Annotated in this window: 15 protein-coding genes; all 15 read left to right on the top strand. The window is 68.6% G+C overall.

Features of this window, described 5'->3' with window-relative positions:
- Positions 1-48 precede the first annotated feature (48 nt).
- The 15 genes from prmC to AOQ37_RS06300 all read left to right on the top strand — a co-directional run bounded on the left by prmC (position 49) and on the right by AOQ37_RS06300 (position 13,884).
- Positions 49-894 carry a peptide chain release factor N(5)-glutamine methyltransferase gene (gene prmC / locus AOQ37_RS06370; protein ID WP_062642056.1) on the top strand — a complete coding sequence of 282 codons (846 nt, stop codon included), beginning with the start codon at positions 49-51 and terminating at the stop codon, positions 892-894.
- 53 nt (positions 895-947) lie between these two features.
- Positions 948-1,595: an L-threonylcarbamoyladenylate synthase gene (locus AOQ37_RS06365; RefSeq protein WP_054239907.1), complete on the top strand. Its 648-nt coding sequence runs from the start codon at positions 948-950 to the stop codon at positions 1,593-1,595.
- The gene (locus AOQ37_RS06360; protein ID WP_062642054.1) at positions 1,592-2,269 is read left to right on the top strand and encodes an arsenate reductase/protein-tyrosine-phosphatase family protein; all 678 of its coding nucleotides are present in this window, start codon (positions 1,592-1,594) and stop codon (positions 2,267-2,269) included. Before AOQ37_RS06365 ends, AOQ37_RS06360 begins: the two co-directional genes overlap by 4 nt.
- Before the next feature lie 139 nt (positions 2,270-2,408).
- Entirely contained in the window at positions 2,409-3,671 is a 1,263-nt protein-coding gene (gene glyA, locus AOQ37_RS06355; RefSeq protein ID WP_062642052.1) for a serine hydroxymethyltransferase, read from the top strand.
- 174 nt (positions 3,672-3,845) lie between these two features.
- Positions 3,846-5,189, top strand: a complete 1,344-nt coding sequence (locus AOQ37_RS06350; protein ID WP_062642050.1) for an MraY family glycosyltransferase — start codon at positions 3,846-3,848, stop codon at positions 5,187-5,189.
- A gap of 302 nt (positions 5,190-5,491) precedes the next feature.
- Positions 5,492-5,947, top strand: coding sequence for a Cg1360 family ATP-synthase-associated protein (locus AOQ37_RS06345; RefSeq protein WP_062642048.1), 456 nt, complete (start codon positions 5,492-5,494; stop codon positions 5,945-5,947).
- A 210-nt stretch (positions 5,948-6,157) separates the two neighbouring features.
- Positions 6,158-6,994, top strand: a complete 837-nt coding sequence (atpB, locus tag AOQ37_RS06340) for a F0F1 ATP synthase subunit A (RefSeq protein ID WP_078890056.1) — start codon at positions 6,158-6,160, stop codon at positions 6,992-6,994.
- A gap of 79 nt (positions 6,995-7,073) precedes the next feature.
- Positions 7,074-7,304, top strand: coding sequence for an ATP synthase F0 subunit C (atpE, locus tag AOQ37_RS06335; protein ID WP_062642044.1), 231 nt, complete (start codon positions 7,074-7,076; stop codon positions 7,302-7,304).
- A 40-nt stretch (positions 7,305-7,344) separates the two neighbouring features.
- Positions 7,345-7,890, top strand: coding sequence for a F0F1 ATP synthase subunit B (locus AOQ37_RS06330; RefSeq protein WP_062642043.1), 546 nt, complete (start codon positions 7,345-7,347; stop codon positions 7,888-7,890).
- Positions 7,887-8,708 carry a F0F1 ATP synthase subunit delta gene (locus tag AOQ37_RS06325; RefSeq protein ID WP_062642041.1) on the top strand — a complete coding sequence of 274 codons (822 nt, stop codon included), beginning with the start codon at positions 7,887-7,889 and terminating at the stop codon, positions 8,706-8,708. The genes AOQ37_RS06330 and AOQ37_RS06325 overlap by 4 nt, the downstream gene beginning before the upstream one ends.
- 134 nt (positions 8,709-8,842) lie before the next feature.
- Positions 8,843-10,432 carry a F0F1 ATP synthase subunit alpha gene (gene atpA, locus AOQ37_RS06320; protein ID WP_062642039.1) on the top strand — a complete coding sequence of 530 codons (1,590 nt, stop codon included), beginning with the start codon at positions 8,843-8,845 and terminating at the stop codon, positions 10,430-10,432.
- Between the two features lie 23 nt (positions 10,433-10,455).
- Positions 10,456-11,373, top strand: a complete 918-nt coding sequence (locus AOQ37_RS06315) for a F0F1 ATP synthase subunit gamma (protein ID WP_062642037.1) — start codon at positions 10,456-10,458, stop codon at positions 11,371-11,373.
- Positions 11,373-12,809, top strand: coding sequence for a F0F1 ATP synthase subunit beta (gene atpD / locus AOQ37_RS06310; RefSeq protein WP_062642036.1), 1,437 nt, complete (start codon positions 11,373-11,375; stop codon positions 12,807-12,809). The genes AOQ37_RS06315 and atpD overlap by 1 nt, the downstream gene beginning before the upstream one ends.
- Before the next feature lie 111 nt (positions 12,810-12,920).
- A complete protein-coding gene (locus tag AOQ37_RS06305; RefSeq protein ID WP_062642034.1) occupies positions 12,921-13,295 on the top strand; it encodes a F0F1 ATP synthase subunit epsilon in 375 nt (124 codons plus the stop codon).
- Positions 13,296-13,437: 142 nt separating this feature from the next.
- Positions 13,438-13,884 (top strand): DUF2550 domain-containing protein, encoded by a 447-nt coding sequence (locus AOQ37_RS06300; RefSeq protein ID WP_062642032.1) that lies wholly within the window; start codon positions 13,438-13,440, stop codon positions 13,882-13,884.
- The last annotated feature ends 26 nt before the right edge of the window (positions 13,885-13,910 follow it).

Genomic DNA, 13,910 nt, shown 5'->3' with positions numbered 1-13,910 from the left:
TTGTCGTTGTAGGACGTACGCACGACGAGTACGACACGGAGGACTTGCGTGAACCTGCTGCTCGCAGAGGTGGCCCAGGCCACCCAGCGGCTGGCCGACGCCGGCGTGCCCTCGCCGCGCAACGACGCGGAGGAGCTCGCCGCGTTCGTGCACGGCGTGAAGCGCGGTGAGCTCCACTCCGTGAAGGACTCCGACTTCGACGCCCGGTACTGGGAGACCATCGCCCGGCGGGAGCAGCGCGAGCCGCTCCAGCACATCACCGGACGCGCCTTCTTCCGGTACCTGGAGCTCCAGGTCGGCCCCGGTGTCTTCGTACCGCGCCCCGAGACCGAGTCCGTGGTCGGCTGGGCCATAGACGCGGTACGCGCCATGGACGTCGTCGAGCCCCGCATCGTCGACCTGTGCACCGGCAGCGGCGCCATCGCGCTCGCCCTCGCCCAGGAGGTGCCGCGCTCCCGGGTGCACGCCGTGGAGCTGTCCGAGGACGCCCTGCGCTGGACGCGCAAGAACACGGAGGGGTCCAGGGTCGACCTGCGTCAGGGCGACGCCCTGGACGCCTTCCGCGACCTCGACGGCCAGGTCGACCTGGTCATCTCCAACCCCCCGTACATCCCGCTCACCGAGTGGGAGTACGTGGCGCCCGAGGCCCGCGACTACGACCCCGAACTCGCCCTGTTCTCGGGGGAGGACGGCCTCGACCTGATCCGCGGCATCGAGCGCACCGCGCACCGGCTGCTGCGCCCCGGCGGGGTCGTCGTCATCGAGCACGCCGACACCCAGGGCGGCCAGGTGCCGTGGATCTTCACCGAGGAGCGGGGCTGGGCCGACGCGGCCGACCACCCCGACCTGAACAAGCGCCCGCGCTTCGCGACCGCCCGCCGGGCGACGCCGTGAGCGCGGCCCGCACTTTCGACCCGCAGCAGTACGTGTACGAGGAGGCCCGCTAGATGGCACGGCGATACGACACCAACGACGCGACCGACCGCGTGACCGGTCTGCGCGAGGCCGCGTCCGCCGTCCGCCGTGGCGAACTCGTGGTCCTCCCGACCGACACGGTGTACGGCATCGGCGCCGACGCGTTCTCCTCGGAGGCCGTCGCCGACCTCCTGGCGGCCAAGGGCCGGGGCCGCAACATGCCCACCCCCGTCCTCATCGGCTCCCCGAACACCCTGCACGGGCTCGTCACGGACTTCTCCGAGATGGCCTGGGAACTGGTCGACGCGTTCTGGCCGGGCGCGCTGACGCTCGTCGCCAAGCACCAGCCGTCCCTCCAGTGGGACCTGGGCGACACCCGCGGCACGGTCGCCGTCCGTATGCCGCTGCACCCGGTCGCCATCGAGCTGCTGACCGAGGTCGGCCCGATGGCGGTGTCCTCGGCGAACCTGACCGGACACCCGGCGCCGGAGAACTGCGACTACGCCCAGGAGATGCTCGGCGACTCCGTCTCCGTCTACCTCGACGGCGGCCCCACCCCCGGCAACGTCCCCTCCTCGATCGTGGACGTCAGCCGCGAGGTGCCGCTGCTGCTGCGCGCGGGTGCGATCTCCGCGGACGAGCTGCGGAAGGTCGTACCCGACCTCGAGGTGGCGAATTGACAGCCCCTGACGCGGGGCGTGGCATAGGCAACGGGGAACGTGCCGCCGAACAGACCACGACGTTCGGGTTTCCGCGCGACAGCTTCCGCATCCTCCACGTCAGCACCGGCAACGTCTGCCGCTCGCCGATCACCGAGCGGCTGACCCGGCATTTCGTGTCGCAGCGGCTCGGGGTGCTGGGCGGCGGGCTGATCGTGGAGAGCGCTGGCACCTGGGGCCACGAGGGCGCGCCGATGGAGAGCAACGCGGAGACCGTGCTGGCCGACTTCGGCGCGGACGCCACCGGGTTCACCGGACGCGAGCTGCTCGACGAGCACGTCATCATGGCCGACCTGGTCCTGACGGCGACCCGCGACCACCGCGCCCAGGTCATCTCCATGGGGCACTCCGCGGGCCTGCGCACCTTCACCCTGAAGGAGTTCACCCGCCTGGTGAACGCCATCGACCCGGCCACGCTGCCGCCGCTCGACGAGGGCGTGGTGATGCGCGCCCGGGCGCTGGTCCGCGCGGCGGCGGCGCTCCGCGGCTGGCTCCTGGCCCCGACCCTCGAGGCGGACGAGGTCTACGACCCCTACGGGGCACCCCTGCCGTTCTTCCGCTCGATCGGCGACGAGATACACCAGGCACTGGATCCGGTGGTCACCGCGCTCACCGGCGTGCCCGCGCGCGCCTGATGACGGCCGCGAGCCGACGGACGGAGCCCGCCGCGGCGGCCCGCGGGCCCGGCCCGCTCCCGCGGGCGCAGCGACCGCGCGCGCCCCCCACCCCGGGCCTACATTGGACGTACGTCACCGTCGACGCCCGGAGCGCATCATGTCGGTCACCCATGTCCCCGAGGCCGATGTCCTGCGTCGGCAGGACCCCGAGCTGGCCGAGATCCTGCTCGGGGAACGGGAGCGGCAGGCGACGACGCTCCAGCTGATCGCCGCCGAGAACTTCATCTCGCCCGCGGTGCTGGCCGCGCTCGGCTCACCGCTCGCCAACAAGTACGCGGAGGGCTATCCGGGGGCCCGGCACCACGGCGGCTGCGAGATCGTCGACCTCGCGGAGCGGATCGCCGTGGACCGCGCCCGGGCGCTGTTCGGGGCCGAACACGCCAATGTGCAGGCCCATTCGGGCTCGTCCGCGATGCTGGCCGCGTACGCCGCGCTGCTGCGGCCCGGCGACACCGTCCTGGCGCTGGGGCTGCCCGACGGCGGCCACCTCACGCACGGTTCGCCGGTCAACTTCTCCGGCCGCTGGTTCGACTTCATCCCCTACGGGGTGGACGCGGAGACCGGGCTCATCGATCACGATCAGGTCCGCACGCTGGCCCGGGGCCACCGGCCCAAGGCGATCGTGTGCGGGTCCACCGCCTATCCGCGCCACATCGACTACGCCTTCTTCCGGGAGGTCGCCGACGCGACGGGCGCGTATCTGATCGCCGACGCCGCCCATCCCATCGGGCTCGTCGCCGGGGGAGCGGCGCCCAGTCCGGTGCCGTACGCCGACATCGTCTGCGCCACCACGCACAAGGTGCTGCGCGGTCCGCGCGGCGGGATGCTGCTGTGCGGCGGCGCGCTCGCCGAGCGGGTGGACCGGGCGGTCTTCCCGTTCACGCAGGGCGGCGCGCAGATGCACACCATCGCCGCGAAGGCGGTGGCGTTCGGCGAGGCGGCAACCCCGGCGTTCGCCGTGTACGCCCATCAGGTGGTCGCCAACGCGAGGGTTCTCGCGGCAGCCCTGGAGGGGGAGGGGCTGAGCGTCACGACCGGGGGGACCGACACCCATCTCATCACCGCCGATCCGGCACCGCTCGGTGTCGACGGGCGCACCGCGCGCGGACAGCTCGCGGCCGCCGGGATGGTGCTGGACTGCTGTGCCCTCCCGCATGTCTCGGGCACCGACGTCACCGCCGCGCACGCCCGTGGCCTGCGCCTGGGCACCGCGGCACTCACCACCCAGGGCATGCGGGAGGAGGAGATGGCGCGGATCGCGGCCCTGCTGGCAGGTGTCCTGCGGGACGAGATCGAGACCAGGAAGGCCCGCGACGAGGTGCGCGAGCTGACCCTGGCGTTCCCGCCGTACCCGGGCTGATCCGGGGTGGGCGCGCCCGGCAGGGAGCCCGGTGCGCACCCCCCGTGCGTCCTCGCGCACAGCCTCCCGTGAAACCATCGTCACTACCCGGAAGTCCTTACACATATGCGCCGTGCGGTTGTCGATCGCTAGGGTGTGGGACTGAGATGGCCAGCGAGACCTGTGGGGAAGCCCGTGCGTGAATACCTGCTGACGCTCTGCATCACGGCCGCGGTGACGTATCTGCTGACAGGGCCGGTACGGAAGTTCGCGATCGTGGCCGGGGCGATGCCGGAGATCAGGGCCCGTGACGTGCACCGGGAACCCACTCCGCGGCTCGGCGGGATCGCCATGTTCTTCGGTCTGTGCGCCGGTCTGCTGGTCGCCGACCATCTCACCAACCTCAACGAGGTCTTCGAGAAGTCGAACGAGCCGCGCGCGCTGCTCTCGGGAGCGGCGCTGATCTGGCTGATCGGCGTCCTGGACGACAAGTTCGAGATCGACGCCCTGATCAAGCTGGGCGGGCAGATGATCGCCGCCGGCGTCATGGTCATGCAGGGTCTGACCATCCTGTGGCTGCCCATCCCGCTGGTCGGCACGGTCGCGCTGACCCAGTGGCAGGGCACTCTGCTGACGGTCGCGCTGGTGGTCATCACCATCAACGCGGTCAACTTCGTGGACGGCCTCGACGGCCTGGCGGCGGGCATGGTGTGCATCGCGTCGGCCGCGTTCTTCATGTACGCCTACCGCATCTGGTACTCGTACGGCATCGAGGCCGCCGCCCCGGCGACGCTGTTCGCGGCGATCCTGATGGGCATGTGCCTGGGCTTCCTGCCGCACAACATGCATCCGGCGCGGATCTTCATGGGCGACTCGGGCTCGATGCTGATCGGGCTGGTGCTGGCCGCGGGCGCGATCTCCATCACGGGTCAGGTCGACCCGGACATCATGCGGCTGTTCTCCGGCTCCGAGCGCAACGCGGTGCACCAGATGGTGCCGGTCTACATCCCGCTGCTGATGCCGTTGACCATCATCGCGATCCCGGCCGCCGACCTGATCCTGGCGATCGTGCGCCGCACCTGGCGCGGCCAGTCGCCGTTCGCCGCGGACCGCGGGCATCTGCACCACCGGCTGCTGGAGATCGGCCACTCGCACAGCCGGGCGGTGCTGATCATGTACTTTTGGTCGGCGCTGATCGCCTTCGGGGCGCTCACGTACTCCGTCAACGCGGCGTCCATGTGGATCGTCCTCGGCGTCGTGATCCTCAGCGCGATCGGTCTGGCGCTGCTCCTGCTGCCGCGCTTCAGGCCGCGCACGCCGCGCTGGGCCGAGGCCTTCGTGCCGCCGCGTTACCGGCGCCGCAGGGCCATGCAGGCCGAGGCAGGGGAGTCCGGGGCGCCGGCCGGGCAGTACGGGCCGGCCGACGGCGGCGGGCTGCCCGCCGCCGACGAGGCGCAGAACCCTGTGGCGGTGGGGGTGGCAGGGGCGAACGGGGCCACTGCGATCGGTCGCCGGGGCAGCTCCAAGGTAAGAATCTGACTAGAGCATTGCCAAGTCGTGGGACATTCCTGGGTGGGCAAAACCCCCAATACCAGACAAGTCCTCCGGGTTCGCGCCCAGACGCGCACTGTCACTCTCATGTGTGACAGCGGGCACACCTGCCAGGTAAAGACCTCATCAAATAGTTTGTGATACGGTTCACGAGAACCCGGAACAGTACCGAAGAGCCGCAGTGCGCCGGCCCTTCGGACCGAGGACGGCGTGAGTTCTTTCGCCCCTCGAACCGGGACTACGCTCGTCCATGACGACACCCTGCCCCCTTTGAAAGCGGAGTTGCCGCCATGCCGTCCAATGACGCCCGGATCCTGGCCCAGGCCGCCGTGCCGACTGTCGCCGTCGGCGTGATCGCCGCTGTCGTCAGCGGAGTGGTCGCGGGCGGCAAAGGCGTCATCGGAGCGGTGGTCGCGCTGGTGGTCGTGATCGCGTTCATGGGGCTCGGCCTCTATGTGCTTCAGCGCACCGCCAAATCGCTTCCGCACCTGTTCCAGGGCATGGGTCTGATGCTCTACACGACACAGATCCTGCTGCTGTTCGTCTTCATGACCGCGTTCAAGGACACGACGCTGTTCAACCCCAAGGCCTTCGCGATCACGCTGCTCGTCGGCACGCTGGCCTGGATCGGCGCCCAGACGCGGGCCCACATGAAGTCCAAGATCCTCTACGTCGAACCCGAACCGTCCTCCTCGACGACGTCCTCGAAGGGCGAGCAGCCCGCAAAATCGGGGCACTCGTCGTGAGGGGTAGGGCCGGTATAAAGACGCCTGAGAGATCCTGCTATCGTCCGGTGCCAACTGCGGCATCGCGGGCGCGGGCATCCGAGCTGACGCCTGCTCAATCGCGAGGCACGATGCCCCCAAGCCGCCCTCACATCCGAAACACCAGTCCCGTGCCGAACCGCGGCCGTGCGCCGCGCCGACACAACGAGGTTGCCGAACCTATGCGCCACGCTGAAGGAGCCCGCGGTGAGTGCTGACCCGACGCAGGTGCTCGCCTTCGAGACCGATTGCCACATCTTCGACGGCTGTGGATTCCCGGCTCCCGGCCTGCACTCGTTCCTGTTCGAGCCCCTCGTGGGCGACGCGGACAGCAACGTCTATTTCAACAAGACGATGCTGTTGGCGCTGCTCGGCTCCATTATCGTCGTCGGCTTCTTCTGGGCCGCCTTCCGTAAGCCGAAGGTCGTCCCGGGCAAGCTCCAGATGGTCGCGGAGACGGGCTACGACTTCATCCGCCGCGGTGTCGTCTACGAGACGATCGGCAAGAAGGAGGGCGAGAAGTACGTCCCCCTGATCGTCTCGCTGTTCTTCTTCATCTGGATGATGAACCTCTGGTCGATCGTTCCGCTCGCCCAGTTCCCGGTGACGTCGATCATCTCGTACCCGCTGGTACTGGCTTTGATCGTGTACGTCCTGTGGGTCTCGCTGACCTTCAAGCGGCACGGTTTCGTCGGTGCCTTCAAGAACTTCACCGGTTACGACAAGTCGCTGGGCGCGGTGCTGCCGCTGTCGATGACGATCGAGTTCTTCTCGAACCTTCTCGTCCGCCCGTTCACCCACGCCGTGCGACTCTTCGCGAACATGTTCGCGGGCCATACGCTGCTGCTGCTCTTCACGATCGCCAGTTGGTACCTGCTGAACGGCATCGGGATCGCCTACGCCGGCGTCAGCTTCATCATGGTCATCGTGATGACTGCCTTCGAGCTGTTCATCCAGGCCCTTCAGGCGTACGTCTTCGTCCTCCTGACGTGCAGCTTCATCCAGGGCGCGCTCGCCGAGCACCACTGAGCACCAGCCCCCTCAACCACCCCGCAGACGTCCGGTGGCCAAACCCCCACCGGTCCTTGAAAGAGAAGGAAGTTACAGCATGTCGCAGCTTGCTGCTGAGGTCTCCGGCTCCCTCGGCTCCATCGGCTACGGTCTCGCCGCCATTGGTCCCGGCGTCGGCGTCGGCATCATCTTCGGCAACGGCACCCAGGCGCTCGCCCGGCAGCCCGAGGCGGCTGGTCTCATCCGCGCCAACCAGATCCTCGGCTTCGCCTTCTGTGAGGCGCTTGCCCTCATCGGTCTGGTCATGCCGTTCGTCTACGGCACCTGATCGTCATCCCACGACCAGTCACTAGACGAAAGGCACTGATGTGAGCCAACTGCTTACGGTTGCGGCCGAGGAGATGGAAAATCCCCTCGTCCCGCCGATTCCCGAGCTCGTCATCGGCCTCATCGCCTTCGTCATCGTCTTCGGCTTCCTCGCCAAGAAGCTCCTCCCGAACATCAACAAGGTTCTGGAGCAGCGGCGCGAGGCCATCGAGGGCGGTATCGAGAAGGCCGAGGCCGCGCAGACCGAGGCCCAGAGCGTCCTGGAGCAGTACAAGGCCCAGCTCGCCGAGGCCCGTCACGAGGCCGCGCGGCTGCGCCAGGAGGCGCAGGAGCAGGGCGCCGCACTCATCACCGAGATGCGTGCGGAAGGCCAGCGCCAGCGCGAGGAGATCATCGCCGCCGGGCACAGCCAGATCGAGGCGGACCGCAAGGCCGCCGCGTCCGCGCTGCGTCAGGACGTAGGCAAGCTCGCCACCGACCTGGCCGGCAAGCTCGTCGGGGAGTCCCTCGACGACCACGCCCGCCAGAGCCGCGTCATCGACCGCTTCCTCGACGACCTCGAGGAGAAGGCCGAGGCGTCTCGATGACCGCACACGGAGCGAGCCGCGAGGCATTCGCAGCAGCCCGTGAGCGTCTCGACGCGCTGACGGACTCCACGTCCGTGGACGCGGCGCAGCTCGCCGGCGAGCTGGCGGCCGTCACCGCGCTGCTCCACCGCGAGGTCTCGCTGCGTCGGGTCCTCACCGACCCGGCGCAGGCCGGCGAGGCCAAGGCCGAGCTGGTCCAGCGCCTGCTCGGCTCCCAGATCAGCGGCGCGACCGCCGACCTGGTGTCCGGCACGGTGCGTTCGCGCTGGTCGCAGTCCCGCGACCTGGTGGACGCGCTGGAGGAGCTGGCGAACATCGCCGACCTCACCGCCGCGCAGAAGGCCGGCAGGCTCGACAACGTCGAGGACGAGCTGTTCCGCTTCGGACGGATCGTCTCCTCGAACACCGAGCTGCGTGCCGCCCTGACCAACCGGAAGGCCACCGCCTCGGCCAAGAGCGAGCTGCTGCGCAGCCTGCTCGGCGGCCGGGCCGACGCGGCCACCGAGCGACTGGTGACGCGCCTCGTGACCGCGCCCCGGGGACGTAGCCTGGAAGTGGGCCTCGAGTCCCTGTCCCGGCTCGCCGCGGAGCGCCGGGACCGCATGGTCGCCGTCGTCACCTCGGCGGTACCGCTGAGCGACCCGCAGAAGCAGCGCCTCGGCGCCGCCCTCGCGAAGCTCTACGGCCGCCCGATGCACCTGAACCTCGACGTGGACCCCGCGGTCCTCGGCGGGATCCGGGTGCAGGTCGGTGACGAAGTGATCAACGGCTCCCTCGCGGACCGCATCGAGGACGCCGCCCGCCGCATGGCGAGCTAGCAGCAACTCAAGACCGCAGTACGAACTGATGGCGGCCCTGGTTGGGCCGTGCAGAGGATTCACCTCTTTCAGGGGGGAGTCCCCATCCCCCCAAAGTGAAACTTCGGGCCCAACAAGGAGAGCAGGGAACCCAGATGGCGGAGCTCACGATCCGGCCGGAGGAGATCCGGGACGCGCTGGAGAACTTTGTCCAGTCGTACAAGCCGGACGCGGCCTCGCGCGAGGAGGTCGGTACGGTCACCCTTGCCGGCGACGGCATCGCGAAGGTCGAGGGCCTTCCCTCGGCCATGGCCAACGAACTGCTGAAGTTCGAGGACGGCACCCTCGGCCTCGCGCTCAACCTCGAAGAGCGCGAGATCGGTACCGTCATCCTCGGCGAGTTCAGCGGCGTCGAGGAGGGCCAGCCGGTCACCCGCACGGGAGAGGTCCTGTCCGTCGCCGTCGGCGAGGGCTACCTCGGCCGTGTCGTCGACCCGCTCGGCAACCCGATCGACGGCCTCGGCGAGATCGAGACGTCCGGCCGCCGTGCCCTGGAGCTCCAGGCTCCGGGTGTCATGGCCCGTAAGTCGGTGCACGAGCCGATGGAGACCGGCTACAAGGCCGTCGACGCGATGACCCCGGTCGGCCGTGGTCAGCGTCAGCTGATCATCGGTGACCGCCAGACCGGCAAGACCGCCCTGGCCGTCGACACGATCATCAACCAGCGCGACAACTGGCGCTCCGGTGACGTGAACAAGCAGGTCCGCTGCGTCTACGTCGCCATCGGCCAGAAGGGCTCGACCATCGCCTCCGTGCGTGGCGCCCTCGAAGAGGCCGGCGCGCTGGAGTACACGACCATCGTCGCCGCCCCGGCGTCCGACCCGGCCGGCTTCAAGTACCTGGCGCCGTACACCGGTTCGGCCATCGGTCAGCAGTGGATGTACGAGGGCAAGCACGTCCTCATCATCTTCGACGACCTCTCGAAGCAGGCCGACGCCTACCGCGCCGTGTCCCTGCTGCTGCGCCGCCCGCCGGGCCGCGAGGCCTACCCGGGTGACGTCTTCTACCTGCACTCCCGTCTGCTGGAGCGCTGCGCGAAGCTCTCCGACGACCTGGGCGCCGGCTCGATGACCGGTCTTCCGATCGTCGAGACGAAGGCCAACGACGTCTCGGCGTTCATCCCGACCAACGTCATCTCCATCACCGACGGCCAGTGCTTCCTGGAGTCGGACCTGTTCAACGCCGGTCAGCGCCCCGCGCTGAACGTCGGTATCTCCGTCTCCCGAGTCGGTGGTTCCGCGCAGCACAAGGCGATGAAGCAGGTCTCCGGGCGTCTGCGCCTCGACCTCGCCCAGTACCGCGAGCTGGAGGCGTTCGCCGCCTTCGGTTCCGACCTGGACGCCGCGTCGAAGTCCCAGCTGGAGCGCGGTCAGCGTCTGGTCGAGCTGCTCAAGCAGGCTCAGTACCAGCCGATGCCGACCGAGGACCAGGTCGTCTCCGTGTGGGCCGGTACCACCGGCAAGATGGACGACGTCCCGGTCGCCGACGTCCGCCGCTTCGAGAAGGAGCTCCTGGAGTACCTGCACCGCAAGGAGCAGGGCCTCATGACCTCCATCAAGGAGGGCGGCAAGATGTCGGACGACACCCTCACCGCCATTGCCGACGCGATCGCCGAGTTCAAGAAGCAGTTCGAGACCTCGGACGGCAAGCTTCTCGGCGAGGACGCCCCGGCCGCGGCCAAGTGACGTAAAAGGAAGGGACCTGACTCATGGGAGCCCAGCTCCGGGTCTACAAGCGTCGCATCCGATCCGTCACCGCGACCAAGAAGATCACCAAGGCGATGGAGATGATCGCCGCCTCGCGTGTCGTCAAGGCGCAGCGCAAGGTGGCGGCCTCCTCGCCGTACGCGACCGAGCTCACCCGCGCGGTCACGGCGGTCGGTACCGGCTCGAACACCAAGCACGCGCTGACCACGCAGGCCGAGACGGTCGTGCGGTCCGCGGTGCTGCTCCTGACGAGCGACCGTGGTCTCGCCGGTGCCTTCAACTCCAACGCCATCAAGGCCGCGGAGCAGCTGACGGCCCGCCTCGAGGCCGAGGGCAAGCAGGTCGACACGTACATCGTCGGCCGGCGTGGTCTCGCGCACTACAACTTCCGTGAGCGCAAGGTCGCGGAGTCGTGGTCGGGCTTCACGGACGAGCCGACGTACGCGGACGCCAAGAAGGTCGCGGCGCCGCTGATCGAGGCCATCGAGAAGGAGACGGCGGACGGCGGCGTGGACGAGATCCACATCGTCTTCACCGAGTTCGTCTCGATGATGACGCAGACGGCGCTCGACGACCGTCTGCTGCCGCTCAGCCTCGACGAGGTCGCGAAGGAGTCGGCGCCGAAGGGCGAGATTCTTCCGCTGTACGACTTCGAGCCGTCGGCGGAGGACGTCCTCGACGCCCTTCTGCCGCGGTATGTGGAGAGCCGCGTCTACAACGCTCTCCTCCAGTCGGCAGCTTCGAAGCACGCCGCCACGCGGCGCGCGATGAAGTCGGCGACCGACAACGCGGGCGAGCTCATCGAGACGCTCTCCCGCCTCGCCAACGCGGCCCGCCAGGCCGAAATCACCCAGGAAATCAGCGAGATCGTCGGTGGCTCCGCAGCCCTGGCCGACGCGACCGCGGGGAGTGACAGGTAATGACGACGACAGTTGAGACGGCCGTTGCCACGGGCCGCGTCGCCCGGGTCATCGGCCCGGTCGTCGACGTGGAATTCCCCGTCGACGCCATGCCGGAGATCTACAACGCCCTTCACGTCGAGGTCGCCGACCCGGCGAAGGACGGCGAGAAGAAGACGCTGACCCTGGAGGTCGCCCAGCACCTGGGTGACGGCCTGGTCCGCACCATCTCCATGCAGCCCACCGACGGCCTGGTCCGCCAGGCCCCGGTCACCGACACCGGCACGGGCATCACCGTCCCGGTCGGCGACTTCACCAAGGGCAAGGTGTTCAACACCCTCGGTGAGGTGCTGAACGTCGACGAGCAGTACACGGGCGAGCGCTGGTCCATCCACCGCAAGGCCCCGAACTTCGACGAGCTCGAGTCGAAGACCGAGATGTTCGAGACCGGCGTCAAGGTCATCGACCTGCTGACCCCGTACGTCAAGGGCGGCAAGATCGGTCTGTTCGGTGGTGCCGGCGTCGGCAAGACGGTGCTCATCCAGGAGATGATCTACCGCGTCGCCAACAACCACGACGGTGTCTCCGTGTTCGCCGGTGTCGGTGAGCGCACCCGTGAGGGCAACGACCTCATCGAGGAGATGGCCGATTCGGGCGTCATCGACAAGACCGCGCTGGTCTTCGGTCAGATGGACGAGCCCCCGGGCACCCGTCTGCGCGTGGCCCTGGCCGGTCTGACCATGGCGGAGTACTTCCGCGATGTGCAGAAGCAGGACGTGCTGTTCTTCATCGACAACATCTTCCGCTTCACGCAGGCCGGTTCCGAGGTCTCGACCCTGCTCGGCCGTATGCCCTCCGCGGTGGGTTACCAGCCGAACCTGGCCGACGAGATGGGTCTCCTCCAGGAGCGCATCACCTCGACCCGTGGTCACTCGATCACCTCGATGCAGGCGATCTACGTCCCCGCGGACGACCTGACCGACCCGGCCCCGGCCACCACCTTCGCCCACCTCGACGCGACGACGGTTCTTTCCCGTCCGATCTCCGAGAAGGGCATCTACCCGGCCGTGGACCCGCTGGACTCCACGTCCCGGATCCTGGACCCCCGCTACATCGCGGCGGACCACTACAACACCGCGATGCGCGTCAAGACGGTCCTCCAGAAGTACAAGGACCTTCAGGACATCATCGCGATCCTCGGTATCGACGAGCTGGGCGAGGAGGACAAGCTCACCGTCCACCGTGCCCGTCGTGTGGAGCGCTTCCTGTCCCAGAACACCCACGTCGCCAAGCAGTTCACCGGCGTCGACGGGTCGGACGTCCCGCTGGACGAGTCGATCACCGCGTTCAACGCGATCATCGACGGCGAGTACGACCACTTCCCGGAGCAGGCGTTCTTCCTGTGCGGTGGTATCGAGGACCTGAAGGCCAACGCCAAGGAGCTGGGCGTCTCCTGAACTCCTTGAGTTCGAGTGAGGGGGCGGGCGCGTCCCGCCCCCTCACCCACGCCCACTAGACTTGTAACCAACACCCGGCACAACCGCCGGGTGGTGACCCGAGGAGCCACCTTGGCTGCTGAGCTGCACGTCGCGCTGGTCGCGGCCGACCGAGAGGTCTGGTCCGGCGAGGCCACCCTGGTCGTCGCGCGCACCACGTCGGGCGACATCGGCGTCATGCCCGGTCACCAGCCGCTGCTCGGTGTGCTGGAGTCGGGCCCGGTGACCATCCGTACGAGTGATGGTGGAACGGTCGTCGCCGCGGTGCACGGCGGTTTCATCTCGTTCGCGGACGACAAGCTGTCGCTGCTGGCCGAGATCGCCGAGCTTTCGGACGAGATCGATGTCCAGCGCGTGGAGCGGGAACTCGAGCGCGCGAAGGCGGAGGGCGATGCCGCCGCCGAGCGTCGCGCGGACGTACGACTGCGTGCGGCGGCCTCGCGCTGAACCAGCGCAGAGCCGCTTGACGTCACTCAGCCGCGGTCGGCACCGGAGCAATCCGGAGCCGACCGCGGCTGAGGCAGATATGGATGTTTTTTCCGTTCCGTTACCTATTTTCGGTACCTAGGAGACGAGGAGGTCGGTGTCGATGGTCCTCGCTCTGACTGTGTGCGGAATCATCGTGGCCCTGGTGGCGCTGGGGTTGTTCGTCTTCGGCCTGCGCCGCAGACTCATCCAGCGGTCCGGCGGGACCTTCGACTGTTCCCTGCGCTGGGATGTCTCCGAGAAACCGGACACGAGCGGAAAAGGCTGGAGTTACGGGGTCGCGCGGTACAACGGCGACCGCATCGAGTGGTACCGCGTCTTCTCGTACGCCTACCGCCCGCGCCGGGTGCTGGAGCGCGGCTCGATCGAGGTGGCCGGCCGCCGTCTTCCCGAGGGCGAGGAGGAGCTGGCGCTGCTGTCCGACGCGGTGATCCTCACCTGTGTGCACCGGGGCACGCGTCTCGAACTCGCCATGAGCGAAGACGCGCTGACCGGTTTCCTCGCGTGGCTCGAGGCAGCCCCGCCCGGACAGAGAGTGAATGTGGCGTAGCCACATTCACTCTCTGGGTGGGGGTC

It is taken from the genome of Streptomyces maremycinicus (genome assembly GCF_001184025.1).
Taxonomy (GTDB): domain Bacteria; phylum Actinomycetota; class Actinomycetes; order Streptomycetales; family Streptomycetaceae; genus Streptomyces; species Streptomyces maremycinicus.
The sequence above is the reverse complement of the archived record's forward strand: the minus strand, read 5'-3'. Positions and strand labels throughout refer to the sequence as shown.

Coding starts and splice junctions, on each gene's coding strand:
- atpD (WP_062642036.1), top strand. CDS start 11,373: ATGACGACGACAGTTGAGACGGCCGTTGCCACGGGCCGCGTCGCCCGG.
- AOQ37_RS06345 (WP_062642048.1), top strand. CDS start 5,492: ATGCCGTCCAATGACGCCCGGATCCTGGCCCAGGCCGCCGTGCCGACT.
- atpA (WP_062642039.1), top strand. CDS start 8,843: ATGGCGGAGCTCACGATCCGGCCGGAGGAGATCCGGGACGCGCTGGAG.
- AOQ37_RS06325 (WP_062642041.1), top strand. CDS start 7,887: ATGACCGCACACGGAGCGAGCCGCGAGGCATTCGCAGCAGCCCGTGAG.
- AOQ37_RS06315 (WP_062642037.1), top strand. CDS start 10,456: ATGGGAGCCCAGCTCCGGGTCTACAAGCGTCGCATCCGATCCGTCACC.
- AOQ37_RS06365 (WP_054239907.1), top strand. CDS start 948: ATGGCACGGCGATACGACACCAACGACGCGACCGACCGCGTGACCGGT.
- glyA (WP_062642052.1), top strand. CDS start 2,409: ATGTCGGTCACCCATGTCCCCGAGGCCGATGTCCTGCGTCGGCAGGAC.
- AOQ37_RS06300 (WP_062642032.1), top strand. CDS start 13,438: ATGGTCCTCGCTCTGACTGTGTGCGGAATCATCGTGGCCCTGGTGGCG.
- atpE (WP_062642044.1), top strand. CDS start 7,074: ATGTCGCAGCTTGCTGCTGAGGTCTCCGGCTCCCTCGGCTCCATCGGC.